This window comes from Stenotrophomonas sp. Steno-C15 (assembly GCF_056393265.1).
In genome coordinates, this window is sequence record NZ_JBWJPF010000007.1 from 113,808 (window position 1) to 131,096 (window position 17,289).

The 17,289-nt window shown below is 67.5% G+C and carries 17 protein-coding genes; 6 read left to right on the forward strand and 11 right to left on the reverse strand.

Going from position 1 to position 17,289, the window contains the following annotated elements:
• The first annotated feature begins 24 nt into the window (after positions 1–24).
• Entirely contained in the window at positions 25–1,407 is a 1,383-nt protein-coding gene (locus AC06FB_RS08145) for a sensor histidine kinase (RefSeq protein WP_111185863.1), read from the forward strand.
• Here AC06FB_RS08145 and AC06FB_RS08150 read toward each other — a convergent pair.
• Entirely contained in the window at positions 1,349–2,044 is a 696-nt protein-coding gene (locus AC06FB_RS08150; RefSeq protein ID WP_461287648.1) for a response regulator transcription factor, read from the reverse strand. The two genes, AC06FB_RS08145 and AC06FB_RS08150, sit on opposite strands and share 59 nt — an antisense overlap.
• A gap of 292 nt (positions 2,045–2,336) precedes the next feature.
• Between AC06FB_RS08150 and AC06FB_RS08155 the strand changes: the two genes are divergently transcribed.
• Positions 2,337–2,699 (forward strand): glycine zipper 2TM domain-containing protein, encoded by a 363-nt coding sequence (locus AC06FB_RS08155; protein ID WP_081284341.1) that lies wholly within the window; start codon positions 2,337–2,339, stop codon positions 2,697–2,699.
• Positions 2,700–2,765: 66 nt separating this feature from the next.
• Here the strand turns inward: AC06FB_RS08155 and AC06FB_RS08160 are convergent, their stop codons facing one another.
• The 5 genes from AC06FB_RS08160 to AC06FB_RS08180 all read right to left on the reverse strand — a co-directional run bounded on the left by AC06FB_RS08160 (position 2,766) and on the right by AC06FB_RS08180 (position 8,440).
• On the reverse strand, positions 2,766–3,890 hold the full coding sequence (locus tag AC06FB_RS08160; RefSeq protein ID WP_164150756.1) for an ABC transporter permease: 1,125 nt from the start codon (positions 3,888–3,890) through the stop codon (positions 2,766–2,768).
• On the reverse strand, positions 3,887–5,074 hold the full coding sequence (locus AC06FB_RS08165) for an ABC transporter permease (protein WP_164150758.1): 1,188 nt from the start codon (positions 5,072–5,074) through the stop codon (positions 3,887–3,889). Before AC06FB_RS08165 ends, AC06FB_RS08160 begins: the two co-directional genes overlap by 4 nt.
• The gene (locus AC06FB_RS08170) at positions 5,059–6,069 is read right to left on the reverse strand and encodes an HlyD family secretion protein (protein WP_253118974.1); all 1,011 of its coding nucleotides are present in this window, start codon (positions 6,067–6,069) and stop codon (positions 5,059–5,061) included. Before AC06FB_RS08170 ends, AC06FB_RS08165 begins: the two co-directional genes overlap by 16 nt.
• Positions 6,062–7,468, reverse strand: a complete 1,407-nt coding sequence (locus AC06FB_RS08175; RefSeq protein WP_430542967.1) for a TolC family protein — start codon at positions 7,466–7,468, stop codon at positions 6,062–6,064. Before AC06FB_RS08175 ends, AC06FB_RS08170 begins: the two co-directional genes overlap by 8 nt.
• A gap of 78 nt (positions 7,469–7,546) precedes the next feature.
• Positions 7,547–8,440 (reverse strand): LysR family transcriptional regulator ArgP, encoded by an 894-nt coding sequence (locus AC06FB_RS08180; RefSeq protein WP_065181141.1) that lies wholly within the window; start codon positions 8,438–8,440, stop codon positions 7,547–7,549.
• A gap of 106 nt (positions 8,441–8,546) precedes the next feature.
• On the opposite strand from AC06FB_RS08180, the gene AC06FB_RS08185 reads away from it, so the two are divergent.
• On the forward strand, positions 8,547–9,161 hold the full coding sequence (locus tag AC06FB_RS08185; RefSeq protein WP_164150760.1) for a LysE/ArgO family amino acid transporter: 615 nt from the start codon (positions 8,547–8,549) through the stop codon (positions 9,159–9,161).
• Here the strand turns inward: AC06FB_RS08185 and map are convergent.
• From map to AC06FB_RS08210, 5 genes are all read right to left on the reverse strand, one after another.
• Entirely contained in the window at positions 9,158–9,940 is a 783-nt protein-coding gene (map, locus tag AC06FB_RS08190) for a type I methionyl aminopeptidase (protein WP_111185887.1), read from the reverse strand. The genes AC06FB_RS08185 and map overlap by 4 nt on opposite strands.
• Before the next feature lie 7 nt (positions 9,941–9,947).
• Complete coding sequence (locus AC06FB_RS08195) at positions 9,948–10,160, reverse strand: ParD-like family protein (RefSeq protein WP_053517372.1); 213 nt, start codon at positions 10,158–10,160, stop codon at positions 9,948–9,950.
• A gap of 70 nt (positions 10,161–10,230) precedes the next feature.
• Entirely contained in the window at positions 10,231–10,590 is a 360-nt protein-coding gene (locus tag AC06FB_RS08200; RefSeq protein ID WP_065181379.1) for a bleomycin resistance protein, read from the reverse strand.
• Positions 10,591–10,652: 62 nt separating this feature from the next.
• Positions 10,653–11,783 (reverse strand): metallophosphoesterase, encoded by a 1,131-nt coding sequence (locus tag AC06FB_RS08205; RefSeq protein ID WP_478053569.1) that lies wholly within the window; start codon positions 11,781–11,783, stop codon positions 10,653–10,655.
• 168 nt (positions 11,784–11,951) lie between these two features.
• Entirely contained in the window at positions 11,952–12,389 is a 438-nt protein-coding gene (locus AC06FB_RS08210; RefSeq protein ID WP_065181143.1) for a winged helix-turn-helix transcriptional regulator, read from the reverse strand.
• A gap of 81 nt (positions 12,390–12,470) precedes the next feature.
• Between AC06FB_RS08210 and AC06FB_RS08215 the strand changes: the two genes are divergently transcribed.
• The 3 genes from AC06FB_RS08215 (at position 12,471) to AC06FB_RS08225 (ending at position 17,284) form a co-directional block, all read left to right on the forward strand.
• Complete coding sequence (locus AC06FB_RS08215; protein WP_277381521.1) at positions 12,471–13,679, forward strand: MFS transporter; 1,209 nt, start codon at positions 12,471–12,473, stop codon at positions 13,677–13,679.
• A gap of 217 nt (positions 13,680–13,896) precedes the next feature.
• Positions 13,897–16,146 (forward strand): TonB-dependent siderophore receptor, encoded by a 2,250-nt coding sequence (locus AC06FB_RS08220; protein ID WP_065174656.1) that lies wholly within the window; start codon positions 13,897–13,899, stop codon positions 16,144–16,146.
• Positions 16,147–16,303: 157 nt separating this feature from the next.
• A complete protein-coding gene (locus AC06FB_RS08225; protein ID WP_053517376.1) occupies positions 16,304–17,284 on the forward strand; it encodes a cation diffusion facilitator family transporter in 981 nt (326 codons plus the stop codon).
• The last annotated feature ends 5 nt before the right edge of the window (positions 17,285–17,289 follow it).

Below are 17,289 nucleotides of genomic sequence, written 5' to 3' on the forward strand. Positions count from 1 at the left end.
TCTCGCCATCTCTTCACGCCGCCCATGCTCCGTTCATTCCTGCGCTGGCTGGACCGGGCGCCGATCGAAGACCCGGTGGACCGCCGCAACGCGCGCGTCATCCAGCTGCTGCTCCTGTTCCTGGGGGTGACCATCCCGGCGACCCTGGCCTTCGCGGTGATCGTGGCCTGGTCCCAACTGGTCTCGAGCGAGGTGCACTGGTCGACGCATGCCTCGTTGGCGATGAGCCTCTCGATCGGTGCAGCCGCATGGATCGGACTGGTACTGACGCGGCGTGGTGCGTTCGCTGCGGCGGTCAAGCTGTTGATCGGTGCCATGCTGCTGGTCACGACGATCAATCTGGGCGTGAACGGCCTGCAACGGCAGATGCCCGACCAGCTCGCCCAGATGCTGGTGCTCGTGCTGAGTGGTCTGGTGCTTGGTCGTGGCGCGCTGTGGACCACGCTGGCGGTCCTGGTGGGCAGCGTGGTGCTGGGTGCAGGACGCGATGCGATGAGCGTCTTCGCCGATGCTCCGGCGCGTGCGTTCTACAACCTGCCCCCACTGCTGTTCACCTACCTCCTGGTCACCCTGCTGATCGACCGGACGACCCAGGCCCTGCGCGAGAGCCTGCGCGAGTCGAACGAGCGCGGGCGGCAACTTGCCGAAGAGATGCGCGAACGCGAGCGCACCCATGCCCAGCTGATCCATGCGCAGAAGAAGGAGATCACCGAACGCATGGCCAGCGGCATGGCGCATGATTTCAACAACATCTTTGCGGTGATCGTCGGCTTCGCCAACCAGCGGCATGAAGACGACGGCGAAGGCAGCCGGCAGCGTCTGGTGCAGCTTGAAGGCCACCTGTCAGACGTGGAGGAGACCGCGCGGCGTGGCATGGCCATCAGCCGGCGGCTGCTCCGTTTCAGCCGTCGTGATGGCGAGCAGGCCGTCGTGTTTGATGCCGCGCAGGCGGTCCGGGAACTTGAGTCGATGCTGCGCCAGTTGCTTGGGCCGGGGATCGTACTGTCCGTGCGCAGCGATGGTGAAGCGGCGCCGGTGCGGATGGACCGCAGCCAGTTCGAGCTGATGCTGTTGAACATCGCGTCCAATGCCCGCGATGCGCTCAGCGATCACGGGCGGTTCGAGATCGACATCGACCGCGATGGAGATCGCGTCCGCATCCACCTGCGTGACAATGGCAGCGGCATGCGCGCCGAGGTGGCGGCCCGGATCTTCGAACCCTTCTTCAGCACCAAGCCGGCGGATTCGGGCACGGGACTGGGGCTGGCGGTCGTGAACGAGCTGGTGACAGAGGCCGGCGGTGGCATCGGCGTCGAGAGCATCTGTGGCGAAGGAACGACGTTCCTGATCAGCCTGCCGTGCGCCCGGCAGGATTCAGCATGTATCCCCGGCCATGAACCACCGTAAGAGGCAGTTCCATGCCACAGCGCTTGCGTGTCTTCACGCGCAGCCGGTAGACCATGGCGTCGAGCCGGTGCGCATCGAAATCGTCTGAATCATCTGCAATGGCCAGGATCAGCTGCTCGCGTGACACCAGCGCCCCGGCGTGCTGGAACAGTTCCGCGCACAGGCTGCGCTCGCTGCGGGTGAGCGCGGCCGAGGTGCCGTCGGGCGCGATCAGGCCCCATTGGTCCTCACTCATCCTCCAGCCGGGCAGTGACCGGTTCGCTGTTGCCGGCGTGGCGATCCGTCGTGCCAGGCTGTGCAGTGCCGCCGCCAGCAGATCGATCTCGATCGGCTTGGAAAAATACACGTCGGCACCTTCGGTCAGGCCGCGGATACGATCACTCACATCGGCAAGGCTGGTCAGCATGATGACGCCGAGGCCCGGTTGTCGTTGGCGCATTTCGCGCGCCAGGCTGAAGCCATCGCCGTCAGGCAGGCTCACGTCGAGCACGAGCAGGTCGGCGGGCTGTCTCTCCATTCCGGCGCGGAAGGCGGCGACGCTGGCGTAGCCGGTCGCCAGGAATCCATAGCGCGCCAGGCCTGGCAGGATGATGCGCTCGCGCAGGGCAGGCTCGTCCTCCAGTACCGCTACCCTCAAGCTTTCTGATTCCTGCACATCCACGTCCAGATGCCTGCGCCCTTTGTCGGTTGATCATAGCCGCATGCGCGCTGCCCCCGGGAGGGGCCGCGCGGGTCGGCGCACCGATGCAGGGGGCCGATTCCCTTCGCGGCGACCGAACGGAAGCCTCTGCCAGGCGCTGGATCGTTCCATGGCCGCGGTTCTCTTCATGAACGACGCATTGCCGATGAAGTCCTGATGACACCGATTTCACTCGTAGTTGCCAGCGGCAGGCGGAGACTGGACCCATCCCGGAAGACAGGAGCTGGCCATGAAGACCTCGACCCGACTGCTCGTGCTGGGCACCCTGATGGCGGCATCGTCGATGGCGGGTGCGCAGACCTACGGGCCCCGCGATGAAGGCCGCAAGTTCAACGACGGCAGCCGTGTGGAATGCAGGAACGTTGAAGTCCAGCGCAACTCGCGCGATCCGAACCGCATTGCCGGTACTGCCACAGGTGCGGTGGTGGGCGGCCTGCTGGGCAACCAGGTGGGCGGAGGCAATGGCAAGAAGCTCGCCACCGTCGCCGGTGCAGTCGCCGGCGGCGCCGCCGGACGACAGATCCAGGGCAACCACCAGCAGAAGACCGGCGATCGGGTGGTGGAACGTCGCTGCGAGCGCGTCTACCGCTGATCGCCGTTTTCCCCTTCCACGTAGTGATGCAACGAACGCCGGCTCCGTGCCGGCGTTTGTCTGTGCTCAGGGGCGCACCCCGCCCGACGGCCTGCCATGCAGCCGCCAGATGGCAAGACCGCCGTAGATCACCAGCAGCGCCGCGAGCGTGGCAAGTTCACGGCTGACTTCGTCCAGGCGTGCGTCCATCTGGTTCAACCGCACCATCAGATTGATGCCGGAGGTGGTCGGCAGCAGCTGCGCCAGCCACACCAGCGGGCGGGGCGTCATCACCGCCGGCCAGGAGAGGTTGGCGAGGAAGAACAGAGGAATGGAGGTGGCGATGATGTACTGGAAGGCGCGTTCGCGGGTGCGGAAGAAGCTGCCGATGAACAGCCCGAAGGCCACGGTGGCGGCAATGAACAGCGTGCCGCCCAGCAGCTGGCCCAGCGGATTTCCGCCGCGCGGGTAGTCCTGTACCCAGGCGGTGAAGCCGGCGTAGTAGAACAGGCCGAACAGCCCGATCAGGCCGAAGCCCATCGCCATGCCTGCCAGGGTCGGCAGATCGAAGTGCAGCCGGCGGCCGAGCACCAGACGCCGCCCTCCCAGCAGTACCCCGATGCCCATCAGCAGTGTCTGGTGCACGATCAGTTCGGCCACGCCGGGTACGATGGCGCTGCCATAGCCTTCCTGCGTGTTGTACAGGGGCCGCTGCACGAGCGTGACCGGCGCTGCCTGCGGCGCGCCCATGAACGCGGCCTGGGTCACGGCGGCGTCGCGGCCGAATGTGCCCAGCGCATCGGCGATGCTGCCCAGCACCCAGCTGGCGCGTCCCAGGTAGGCGCCATTGCCCAGCAGGACCAGCTTGGCTGGCTGGCCACGCAGGATGTCGCGCTCCAGGTTCGCGGGGATGAGCACGATGCCTTCGGCATGCCCCGCTTCCAGCTGACGGCGCGCGCTGTCCAGGCCCGCCGGCTGGCCAACCACGCGCGCCACGCGCAGGCCATCGAGGATGCGCAGCAGTTCGCGGCTGGTGGCACTGTGATCCTGATCGACCACCAGCACCGGCAGATTGCCGGCCACCTGGTGGCGGTACGCGGCGGGATAGAAGAACGAGTACAGGATGACCGCACCGACCATCACCACGATGGCATAGCGGTCGCCGAGCACCGCCAGCAGGGTCTGCCGCAGGCTGCGCCAGACCGTGCTCATGCGTCGGCTCCGGCCGGTCGCGCGGCCTCCGGGGTGCGGCCGAAAGCGATCAACCGCAGGCTGCCGATGCCGCCGGCCACCACCGACATCAACACCAGCGTGGCCAATGGCCACAGCGAGACGGACAGCGGTGCGCCGACGAACTGCTGCTCGGTCTGCACCTTGATGTACGCACTGAGTGGCAGCAGCTGGTGCCAGATGCGGGTGAACAGCGGGCCATCCAGTACCGGGAAGGTGGCACTGGAGAAGGCCAGCGCGGTGCCGATGGTCAGGCCGACCACCGACAGCGCGGTACCCATGTCACGGGCAAGGCCGACGAAGAACAGCGCATATGCGGCCGTGGCCAGGTAGAACGCCGGCTGCGCAGCCAGCAGCAGGAGCAGACTGCCGGCGATGCCGTCCCCGCGCAGCCATGCGAGGTAGCCGACGCCCAGCGCGCCGTACAACGCGAACAACAGTACGTAGGGCGCGAGCTTGCCGGCGATCGAGGCCCACGGGGTGTCACCGAGCCAGGCCGGCAGCGTGCCATCGCGGATTTCCCGGCCCACGCTTCCGGCCACGGCCAGTGCCAGCACCAGCGACAGGACGGCCGGGAAGATCAGCGGCAGCAGGAACAGCTCATAACTGCGTGCAGGGTTGTAGAGGATGTCGGACTGCACGGCGATCGGGGCGGCGCGCAGCTTTGCGGGCCCCACCTGCAGGCCGATGCGCTCGCGCAGCATGCGTGCATTCCAGGCCGACACCGCATCGGCGATATCGCGCGCGGCCGATTGTCCGGTGGTCATGTAGGTGGCGTTGTAATAGGCGAACACCGTGCCCTGGCGGCCGCGCAGGGCCTGACGGGTCACGTCGCGCGGCACCAGCACCACTGCGAACACCTCCAGGCTGCGCAGCTGCGAGCGCGCGGTGTCCATGTCGGCGGGCTGGCGGGCGACGCGGACCCCCGGGCTGGCATCGAGCATGCGCAGCAATTGCCGGCTGTCGCTGCTGTGATCGAGGTCGACCACGGCGATGGGTACATCGCGCATGACCGATGGCGTGAACATCCAGGCCATCAGTACCAGCATCAGCAGCGGCAGCACCGTGACCAGCGCCAGGTCGGCACGGTTGCCACCAAGACCCCGCAGCTCGCGCTGCCAGGCAGCAGCAAAGCCGTTGCCACCAGGGCTCAGTGCTGGGGCCATGCGAACAGCACGCTCATGCCGGGGCGGAAGCCCTCGATGCGGCGTACCGGGCGCACCCGCACCTCGAAGCTGCGGACATCGTAGCCGGACGACTGCCGGGTGGTACGCCAGGTGGCATAGTCGCCGGCCGGGTTGATGAAGTAGACCTTGAACTCGCTGTCCTGACCGAGGGCCGGCACGCTGCCACGCAGCGTGCTGCCGACCTTCAGGCCCTGCATCTGTGATTCGCGCAGGTTCATCGATACCCACATGCGGTCGATGTCGACCAGGGTGAATACCGGGTAGCCGGCGGGTACCAGTTCGCCGGGATCGGCCATGCGCTTGTTGATCTCGCCGGCCACCGGTGCACGGCCCTCCACTTCGACGCGGGCCGCATCCACTTCGGCCACGGCGCCCTGCGCCTGCTGTACCTGGCCCTGCGCGGCACGCTTGTCCTGTTCCCGCGCACCGGCCAGTGCCATGTCGTACTGGGCACGGGCGGCACGGGCCAGCTCGCGCGAGCTGGTGGACTGGGCGAGTGCTTCGTCGCGCTTCTGCCGGGTCATCACCCCTTCGTTGAACAGGTTCTCCACGCGGCGGTAGGTGGCTTCGGCCAGCGTTGCTCCGGCTTCGGCACGCTTCCAATTGGCTTCGGCAGCACGGATGTCCTCACTGCGCGCACCTTCGGCAGCCTTGTCGGCCACCGCCTGCGCAGCGGCCAGAGCGCCGCGTGCCTGCTGTTCCTTCGCCGTCACTTCGGGGCTGTCGAGCAGGAACACGACCTGACCGGCCTGCACGCGGTCGCCTTCGCGAACCTTCAGCTCGGCGACACGGGCGGTGATCTTCGCGGCGACGTTGATCGTGTCCGCGTCGGCCATGCCCTGGATCTGGTCGGCCGGGCTGCGCCAGGCGAGCCACAGGCCCAGCGCCACCACTACCAGCAGCACCACGAGCAGGATCCGGCCAAGCCGGCGCTTGCCTGGTGGTGTCGCTTCATCCTGCAATACGTCACTCATGGTCGATCACCTCATCTGCGCGACGCCGGAATTCCTCGAAGCGGTCCATCTGCCCACTGATCTCCAGCAGCTGTGCCAGCGCGACATCGTACTGGTAGGCGGCCTGTGCACGCTCCACGCGAGCGCCTCCCAGACCCAGCCGCGCATCGATGACGTCCAGCGACGTGGACTGCCCCTCGCGGAATGCCAGCTCCTGCAGGCGCAGGTTCTCCTGTGCCTGGGCGATGCTGCTGTCGAGCAGCACGAACTGCTGGCGTGCCGTTTCCAGCTCGTTCCACGCCTTGCGCACGCCGAGCGCGACCTGGTTCTCGGCTTCGCGCAGTCCGGCTTCCGCCTGCTCCTGCTGCGCACGTGCCGCGCTGATCTGCGCCGGTCGCGAGTTCGGCGACAGGAAGGTGTACTTCAGGCCGATGCCGAACGCCCAGTCCGGATCGGTCAGCATCTCGTCGCGGCGACGGAAGTCGTACTGGCCAAAGGCGAATATCTGCGGCTTGAGCTTGGCCTGTTGTACGCGCACGCCCTGTTCGGCCTGCGCCACCATGGCCCGCAGCCGTGCGATCTGGGGTTGCCGTGCCTGCGCGATGCGCTCGAAGCTGGCGGCCGGCTCCAGCGGCACGCGCTGCACGAACAGGGGGGATACCGGCTGCACCTCGCCGCCACTGCGCAGCAGGGTGGCCAGCGCGGCCTTCAACGTGGCCAGGTCGTTGACGGTCTTCTGGTACTCGCGCTCTGCCTTGTCGCGCGCCACGGTGGCCTGCAGTCGCTGCGCGCGGGTGGCGAAGCCTTCGCGCTCCAGCTTCAGCGCATCGGCCAGGTGGCGTTCCAGGCCATCACGGACGTCACGGCGCACGTCCACCGCCTGCTCGGCCAGGCGCTGGCCGAAGTAGGCCTGGGCCAGCTGCACGGTCAACGACTGCCGCTGTGCTTCGCGTTCCGCGCTGGCCTGCTCGTGGGCTGCGCTGGCGGCACGCTGTGCGGCAGGAATGACGCCACCGGTGTACAGCGGCAGCACAGCGGTGACGATCGGGCGGGTGCGCCAGTCGCGTTCGGTGAACGACAGGGGGGAATCGATGCCAAAGGCCTCGGCCACCGGTGCCAGCGAGCCCAGTGGCAGGGTCAGGGTCTTCTGGAACTGCAGGCGGCGGACCTCGCCGGTGATCTCCGGCAGGCGCAGAAGGCGCGTGGCCTCCTGCAGATCCTGCTTGTTGCGGACGGCGGCGTCGGCCGCGGCCAGCGCGTCGGAAACCTGTTCCAACCGCTGCCGCGCCTGTTCCCAGTCCAATGCCGGTGTATCGGTGATGGCCTGCGCTGACGTGGCAAAGGGCAAGCAGGCCGCAAAGGCCATGCCGGCGACGCCCATCGCGCTGCGCATCCTTGTCCGTGGGCGGCTCACACGCATGCCGTTCCTGTAGTTAAGAAGTGAGCAAACGTTAGTGGTCTGCGCGTGAAGCCGGGGTCTGCGGTCGTCGTGTGGGTCTCAACGCAGGGCGCCGCTGGCCGCAGTGCGCAATGCCTGGGTGATGTGCTGCAGCGTGCTTGAGCGCACGGCCGCGTGCTGCCAGTACAAGGGCACGTCGAGCCAGCGGCGGGGTTCCAGTACCACCACGCGGCCGGCATGCACGGCAGGCCCCACCAGGGTTTCCGGGGCCATGCCCCAGCCCAGTCCGCACGCGGCGGCTTCGACGAAGCCGGTCGAGGAGGGCAGATAATGCAGCGGTGGCTGCAGCCGCGCACGGGTCAGCCGCCGCACGAAGCGCCACTGCAGTTCATCTTTGCGGTTGAACACCAGCATCGGCGCACGTGCCAGCGCCGCAGCCTGCATGCCCTCGCTGAAGTGCCGGCGGGCGAAGCCGGGCGAGGCGATGGCGTGGTAACGCATGGCGCCGAGCGGATGCACGTTGCAGCCCTTCACCGGCTGGCTTTCGGCGGTGACCGCGCCGAGCACGCTGCCATCTCGCAGCAACTGCAGGGTGTGGTCCTGATCATCCATGCGCAGGTCGAACAGATAGCCATGGCGCTGGTGCAGCTCGGCGATGGCCGGCACGAACCAGGTATCGAGCGAGTCGTCGTTGACCGCCAACGGGATCGGTGTGCGCGGGGCATCGCTGCCGCGTTCGGGCAGCAGTTCGGCCAGCGCCTCGGCCTCCAGCGTCTGCATCGGCCGCACCCTGCGCAGCAGCGCTTCACCTGTGGCGGTGGGTCGGCACGGTGCCTGACGTACCACCAGTACCTGGCCGAGCCGGTCCTCCAGTGCCTTGATCCGTTGCGACAGCGCCGACGGGCTGATCGACAGGCGTCGGGCGGCAGCGTCGAAGCTGCCTTCCTCCAGCACCGCAGCAAACGCAGCCAGTTGTGGATGTAGCAGATCCATGCCGGTGCCTCTTCAGTTTTTCTGCACAGGATAAAGAAGAATCAGATTGTCTAAACAGGGGCGGCGGCCGCACTCTGCGCGTCCCCTCCCTGCCAAGCCTGTCCCCATGTGGATCGCCGCTGCCGCCGCCGGCCTGTTCGCAGGTGCCGGCCTGATCATCGCCATCGGTGCACAGAACGCCTTCGTACTGCGGCAGGGCCTGCAGCAGCGTCATGTGGGAAAGGTGGTGCTGGCCTGCGCCGGCGCGGACATCGTGCTGATACTGGCCGGTGTCGGTGGCATGGGCGCGCTGGTGCTGCAGTGGCCGCTGCTGCTGCAGGTGCTGCGCTTTGGTGGTGCGGCGTTCCTGCTGTGGTATGGCCTGCAGGCGGGACTACGCGCGTGGCGTGGTGGCAGCGCGCTGGCCGCCGCCGAGGCGCAGGGCGGCAGCGGGCGCGAGGTACTGCTGACCTGCCTGGCCTTCACCCTGCTCAACCCGCACGTCTACCTGGATACCGTGGTGCTGCTGGGCAGCCTGTCCACGCGCTATCCGGGCGATCTGCGCTGGGCGTTCGCCACCGGTGCCTGCGTGGCCAGCGTGGCCTGGTTCTGCACGCTGGGCTATGGCGCGCGCCTGCTGCAGCCGGTGTTCCGCAGGTCGAGCGCGTGGAGGGTGCTGGATGCCGGCGTGGCGATCTTCATGTTCTGCCTCGCCACCCTGTTGCTGTTGCGTCCGCTCTAGGCCGCGTCCACCGCGCACAACGGCGTCTCGTCTGGGCGCAGCGTCAGCACCCGCACGCCCTTGCGGGTCACGGCCACGGTGTGCTCGAACTGTGCCGACAGCGTGCCGTCGCGGGTATAGACCGGCCATTCGCCCGCGCGCTGGCGGATCGCCGGCCTGCCCTGGTTGAGCATCGGTTCGATGGTGAACACCATGCCTTCTTCCAGCACCCTGCCGGTGTTGGGATGGCCGTAATGCAGGATCTGCGGTTCTTCGTGCATCTCCCGGCCGATGCCATGGCCGCAGTATTCCTTGACTACGCTGTAGCCGTGGCGGCGAGCGTAGCGGGCGATGGCGTGGCCGATGTCGCCCAGGCGCGCGCCGGGCCGTACCACGGCGATGCCTTTCCACATCGCTTCGTAGGCGGTCCGCACCAGCCGCCGTGCGGAAGGGGTGACCGCGCCGACCGGGTAGGTGGTGCTGGAATCGGCGATGTAGCCGTTCTTTTCCAGGGTGATGTCGAGATTCACGATCTGGCCCTCACGCAGCACGTCTGCGGTACTGGGCACCCCGTGGCAGACCACGTTGTCGATGGAGGTGTTGAGCACGTACGGAAAGCCATACTGGCCCTTGCTGGCAGGCCGCGCCTGCAGCTCGTCGACGATCATCCGTTCGACGAAGTCGTTGATCTCCATCGTGCTGCGGCCCTGCAGTGGCCATCTGTCGAGCGCGGCGAACACCTGTGCCAGCAGGCGGCCGGATTCGGTCATCAGCGCGATCTCGTCGGGCCGCTTGATGATGCTCACGTCAGGCCCGTGCGGGTGCCAGCGGCTGTGGCTGCACGCCGGCGGCGCGCAGTTCGCTGGCCACGATGTCCTGGAAGCTCAGCGTCGGGTTCATTTCGCACAGCATGCCCACGCGGATCCAGAAACTGGCCTGGGCGTTGATCGAGCGGCTGGAGACGGTGCAGGCACGGCGCAGCTGGTCGTGCAGGGTGTCATCGATGTTGACGATGCCCATGGGCGGATCCAAGCAAGAGGAATATACGTATCGTATATGTTTCGTATATCCCTCTCAAGCCTGCGAGGACTCAGTCCGTTGCGGTGGCGAAGCGCAGGCGGTTGTGGTCCGGATCGAGCAGCAGCATTTCGCGGCTGCCCCACTCGGTGTCATGCGGCGGCTGTTCGATCGGTACCCCCGCGGCACTGAAGGCGCGGTGCAGCGCGTCGACATCCTCGACGATGAAGTAGACCGCGCCGCCCACTTCGCAGTCGCCGCTGTGCTCGGTGAGGAACAGCGTCTGGCCGTCGCGGGTGAGCTGGGCGAACAACGGAAACCCCGGCTCGAACCGATGCTCCCAGTCGACGACGAAGCCCAGGCCCTGCACGTAGAAGGGCAGGCTGGCATCGGCGTGGCGCATGCGCAGCTGCGGGATGACGGTCTGGCGCATCATGGTGGCTCGCAGGGGTGAGCCGGCAGTGTATCCCCGGCAGGGTGCCGCCACCTTCGTGGTCAGTCCTGCAGGCCGGGTTCCCCCTGGACCAGCGGCACCCGTGAGCCGTCCAGCAGACCGCGGCTGAGCCGGCCATCCTCGATGAACAGCAGCTCGCCGTTCTCGCCGTTCTTGATGCTGCTGTCGATGGCGATCACGCGATCACCATGGAACGTGCTGACATGCGGCATCGACGTGTGGCCGACCACGATGCGCTTGAGCTGCAGCGTGTCAAGCACGTCCTGCACACCCCGTGCATCGAGACGCCCATCGAAGTAGCCGCGGTACCAGATCGGGCTGGTCTTGCCGTCGTACAGCGGCGCAGTTGCGGGGTCGGCCTTCACTTCGGCCTTGGGCAATCCCAGCGAGGCCTGGTAGGCGGCATTGGTGTGTGCCGGGTGCAGTGCCAGTTCCACCGCTTCGGGCGAGATGCCGCCATGCAGGAACAGGGTGTCGCCGATCTTCAGCAGCACCGGCCGCGTCCGCAGCCATTGCCCGATCACCGAATCGGCGCCGTACAGCTGCGGATAGCTGCGGCCGAGCAACTGCGCACTGCGCAGGTACTTCGGATTGACATAGCGCAGGTCGTCGTACAGGACCATGGTCTCGTGGTTGCCGAGCACGAAGTGCACCGCACCGCCGGCGGCCGCCGCCTGCTGCTGCAGGCCATACAACAGCCAGAACGCTTCGGTGACCTGCGGGCCGCGATCGAACACGTCGCCAGCGACCACCAGGGTGTCCTGGCCGAGGGCCCAGCGGTCCTGCGCATCGATCACATGGTGGGCGCGCAGCAGTCGTACCAGCAGGTCGTACTGGCCGTGGATGTCGGACAGGGCGACGATGCGCGGTACCGCAGGCAGCTCCGACACCGAAGGCGCGACCGGTGGCAGCACGTGCACGCTGTGCGGGTAGCCGCACAGGGGCGCGACATCGGCAGCTCCAGTGGCGGTGCCCAGCGAGCGGGTCTGCACAGCGTCAGCGCAGATCCATTTGGCCTGCAGCTGATCGCCGTTGCGGAACACGTAGGGGCCATCGGCCTCGACGTGGGCGGCAGGCGCGGCGACTTCGCGGCCCTGCGCGCCTGGCACGCCCCACAGCAGGAGCAGGGGCAGAAGCACGGACGCGGATCGGGGCAGGGCACGGCGGAGCATGGGCGGAGTCCTAGGCAGCAACGGAAGGGCGGGCCGCAGGGCCCGCCCGTGATCCTACGCTGGCATTGCTACACGCTGCATGCGCGGGCGGCGCGCAGGCTTTGCCGTGGGAGGCGGATCATCGATCCGGCGCATCGCGCTCAGGTGGAACGGCACGCGAGGCTCGGGCTAGCGCATGTCCACCTTGCGGACCGCGGTCTGTTCCGCCAGCAGCGGCGTACCGGTGTGGTCATGCGGCTGCATGTAGGGAAGGGGCGCTCCGCTGGCACGCTCGACAAGCTGCGAGTGCGCCTCACCCGTTGCGAAACGATGGCGTTCGCCCCATTGGCGCAGCGCCACCAGCACCGGGAAAAGTTCGCGTCCGGCTGGCGTCAGCACGTACTGCTGGTAGGCGCTGCCATCGCTGGCAGGTTGCTGCAGCAGCAGCCCGGCCTCGACCAGACGCCGCAGGCGGTCGCTGAGGATGTTGCGCGCTGCGCCGAGGCTGCGCTGGAAGTCACTGAAGCGGGTAACGCCATCAAAGGCATCGCGGATGATCAGCAGGGCCCAGCGATCACCGAGCAGATCGGCGCTGCGGGCAACGGGGCAGGGGCTGGCGGCATGCATGGGCAAGGCTCGTGACGATGTGGTTGCATTTTAAAACCATTGTCGATAGGGTGCATCCAGTTTCAATATGCAACCACATTCATGCCCGTTTCCGTCCTTCCGCGCGCCCTGTTGGGCCTGCTGGCCATCGCGGCGGGTGCCAGTGTGGCCAATGTCTATTACGCACAGCCGCTGCTGGAGCGCCTGGCGCAGGCCTTCGCCATGGAGCGCGCGACGGCCGGCGCTGTGGTTGCCGCTACCCAGGCCGGCAGCGTGCTGGCCCTGCTCGGCCTGCTGCCGCTGGCCGACCGCGGCGATCGTCGCCGCCTGCTGCGCGTGCAGCTGCTGGCACTGGTGATGGTGCTGCTGGGACTGGCGGCAGCACGCAGTACCGCCTGGCTGCTGGGGGGCATGCTGCTGGCGGGCCTGCTCGGGACGGCGCTCACCCAGGGACTCATCGCCTATGCAGCCACGCTGGCACCGTCGGGGCAGCGGGGGCGCGTGGTTGGCATGGTGCAGGGCGGGGTGTTCATCGGCCTGCTGGCTGCGCGTGTGGTATCCGGCGCGGTGGCGGCCCTGGCCGGCTGGCGCGCGGTGTACCTGCTGTCAGCAGTGATGATGGCGGCGTTGGCGATGCTGCTGTGGCGACGCCTGCCTGCCGTGCCTGTTCCCTCGCAGCCGCCGGCGTGGCGCGCGCTGCTCGGCTCGATGATGACGATGCTGCGCAGTGATCGCACGCTGCGCGAGCGTGGCCCTCTGGCGCTGCTGCTGTTCGCCGGCCTCAACGTGTTCTGGGCGGCCGTACCGCTGCCCCTGTCGGCATCACCGATGAACTGGTCGACCGCGGCCATCGGCGCGCTCGGTCTGGCCGGCATGGTCGGTGCGCTGCTGGCTGCACGGGTGGGGCACTGGATGGATCGGGGTTTCTGCCTGCGGGTGAGCCTGGGGGCGCTGCTGCTGATGCTGCTTGCGTGGTGGCCCCTGCTGGGTCTGCCGCACGCCCTGGCATGGCTGCTGCTGGGCGTGGTGGTGCTCGATCTGGGAGGACAGGCACTGCATGTGTCCAACCAGGCGTTGCTGCTGCGCGCGCCTGCCGAACAGCACGGTCGCCTGGTGGCGCTGTACATGCTGTTCTACGCGGTCGGCAGCGGCGCCGGTGCTGCGGCCGGTACGTGGATGCAGGCGCACCACGGCTGGACCAGGGTCTGTGCACTCGGTGCAGGCATCGCGGTGACGGCGCTGGCATGGTGGGCGTTGCATGCCGCTGCACCGGCAGCGCGTCACCCCGGCGGCCACCGGCCCCCTGCGTAGTACCCATCAGCAGGGGTACGCCGAATGAGCGTACTTGGCCCCATGCACATTTGCGAAGCGCTTGCACTGAGTTGACGCATTTGAGAATCAATCGCATTGATGGGAGAATGCGCGCATGGACCGGCCTGCGGAAGATGTGCGGCGCCGCTCCCACTCCCCCGTCGCCGCCTCAAGCCCTTTGCCAGAGGTCCCGTTGCCCTGCCAGAAGGTGTTGAAGATGTCTGCCGTCCTTGTTCCGCCGCCGCGCCCGTTGGCGCTTGCCGTTGCTGCCCTGCTTGCGGGCAGTGCCCTGGGTGCCCATGCGCAGACCGACGCGACCGATATCGATACGGTACACGTCACCGCCTCGCAGATCGCGCGCCAAGCACTGGGTACATCGACAATCACCGCCGAGGACATCGCGCGCCGTCCTCCTGCCAACGACATCGCCGAGCTGCTGCGGACCATGCCCGGCGTCAATCTCACCGGCAACAGTGCGTCCGGCCAGTACGGCAACAACCGCCAGATCGACCTGCGCGGCATGGGGCCGGAGAACACGCTGATCCTGGTGGACGGCAAACGCGTCGGCGCCCGCGACGCCGTGCGCATGGGCCGCAGCGGTGAGCGCAATACCCGTGGCGACACCAACTGGGTGCCGGCGGAGATGATCGAGCGCATCGAAGTGCTGCGCGGTCCGGCAGCGGCGCGTTATGGATCCGGCGCCTCCGGCGGCGTGGTCAACATCATCACCAAGCGCCCGACGGGCGATCTGACCGGAGCGGTCGACCTGTACGGACTGGTACCCGAGCACAGTGCCGAAGGTGGCAGTGAGCGCGTGGGCCTGCAGCTGAGCGGCCCGATGACCGATGCGTTGTCCTTCCGCCTGTATGGCAACCTCAACAGGACCGACGCGGATTCGCTCGAACTCAATCGCGCGTTCGCCACCGCGCCGGGCACCGTACCTCCCGCAGGCCGCGAGGGCGTCAAGAACCGCGATGTCAACGCGCTGCTGCGCTGGGACATCAACGCCGGCCAGGTGGTGGAATTCGAAGCCGGTACCAGCCGCCAGGGCAACATCTATGCGGGCGACCGTGCCGTGAGCAACACCGGTACCTCCACGCCGGTCGATCTGGCGGCGCTGGCCGAGAGCGAGGCAGAGACCAACCGCATGTACCGCACCACCGGGGCGATCACCCATCGTGGCCGCTGGGGCGATGTGACCTCGCGCGTTACTGCTGCGGTGGAAGCGGTCAACAATTCGCGCATCAACGAAGGCCTGGCCGGTGGCCCCGAGGGCAGCTTCAACGGCACCGACTGGTCCACCTCCCGCCTGCGCAATTACCAGCTCGATGGCGAGGTCAGTTTCCCGACCACGATCGGCGCGGCGGAGAATGTCTGGACACTGGGCTTCGAGCATCTCGACAGCCGCCTGACCGATCCGTATTCGATGAGCCAGTCCGGCAGCAGTGGCGGTGGCCTGCCGGGCCTGTCGGCCGATCGCGCGCGCGGCAAGTCCGATGCGCAGACCACGGCGGTCTTCGTCGAAGACAACATCTACCTGGGTGAACGCTGGATCGTGACGCCGGGCCTGCGCTTCGACCACCACAGCCAGTTCGGCAACAACGCCAGCCCCAGCCTCAATGCGCAGTTCCGCATCAATGGCGACTGGGTGGTGAAGGGCGGCATCGCACGCGCGTTCAAGGCTCCCAACCTCTACCAGTCCAATCCGGACTACCTGTACTACACCCGTGGCAACGGCTGTCCCAACGCACTGCCGAGCCTGGGCGCGGGCTGCTACCTGCAGGGCAACGCGGAGCTGGACGCCGAGACCAGCCTGAACAAGGAACTGGGCGTGGAATGGGCTCCGCAGAGTGGCTGGCAGGCCTCGTTGACCTACTTCCACAACGACTACAAGGACAAGATCGAGGCCGGGTATACCCAGGTCGGCCTCACCGCCGATACCCGTGGCCGGATCTTCCGCTGGGAAAATGCACCGAAGGCCATCGTGCAGGGCCTGGAGGGCAACCTGGTGGTGCCGCTGCTGGGCGAGCAGGGCGACCGGCTGAAGTGGAGCAGCAACTTCACCTACATGGTGGAGAACGAGAACAAGAGCACCGGCCAGCCGCTGTCGGTGATACCGCGCTACACGGTCAACACGATGCTGGACTGGCAGGCCACCGAAAAGCTGTCGCTGCTGCTCACCGGCACCTTCTACGGCAGGCAGGAGCCGGCCACCACCAACATCAACAACGATCCTCGCTGCACCGGAAGCTGCGATCCGTCGGTGGTGCTGCAGGATCGGGGGGCATACAACATCTGGGGCGTGAGCGCGCGCTACAGGGTTACCGGGACGGTCAGCTTCGGTTTCGGCGTGAACAACCTGGCCGACAAGCGCCTGTTCCGCGAAGCCAACAGCAGCGACGCCGGTGCGGCGACCTACAACGAACCGGGCCGCGCATACTGGGCCAGCCTGCGTTTCGGCTTCTGAGCGCGCGCGGTGCCTGACAGGCATGGCCCGGTGCAATCGGCGAGCGCCGGGCCACGCCCGGCGCGACCGGCGCCGCACAGCTGCAATGTTATAAACATCGTAATAGTCTCCCCCGCAGCCACGCCGTAGCCTGACCGCATCGCACAGGAGCTGTTGCATGGGCCACGACCACGATCACCTGCCGTCCCAGATCCGCCACGAGAAGCCGTTGTGGTGGGCGTTGGGGCTGACTTCCACCTTCCTTGTCGTCGAAGTCGTCGGCGCGTTCTGGACCAACAGCCTGGCGCTGCTGTCCGATGCGGCCCACATGGCCACCGACGCGCTCGCACTGATGATCGCGCTGGTCGCGGTGCGCTTGAGCCGGCGTCCGCCGGACGCGCGCCGCACCTATGGCTATGCGCGGCTGGAAGCCCTTGGCGCGATGATCAATGGCGCGATGCTGTTCGTGGTGGCCGGCTACATCCTGTGGGAAGCGGTCGGCCGCTTCCGCGAACCGCAGGAGATTGCCTCCACCGGCATGCTGGTGATCGCCGCCGCCGGCCTGGTCATCAATCTGATCTCGATGCGCCTGCTGCAGGCCGGCAGCGGTGAAAGCCTCAACGTCAAAGGTGCCTACCTGGAAGTGTGGGCCGACATGCTCGGCTCGGTGGCGGTGATCGTCGGCGCGCTGCTGATCCGTTGGACCGGCTGGCAGCCGATCGACCCGATCCTGGCGGTGCTGATCGGCCTGTGGGTGCTGCCACGCACCTATGTGCTGATGCGCGAGGCGATCAACGTGCTGCTGGAAGGCGTGCCCAAGGGCATGGATGTGGCGAAGGTCCGCGACAGCCTGTCCGGCCATGCCGCGGTGCTGGACGTGCATGACCTGCATGTGTGGGCACTGGCCTCGAGCACGCCGGCGCTGACCGCGCATGTCGTGATGCGCGACGGTACCGACGCCGACGTGCTGCGCCGTGAGCTGGGAGGTCGCCTGCACGATGACTTCGGCATCGAGCATGTGACCCTGCAGATTGAAGCGGATCACTGCGGAGAGGCATGCGGAGATCCCGCGCCGCCCAGTGCGGCCGCACCGGATGCGCGGCACGATCACGACCACGGCGAGGACGCGCAGGGCCATCGCGGCCACGTGCACCACTGATCTGC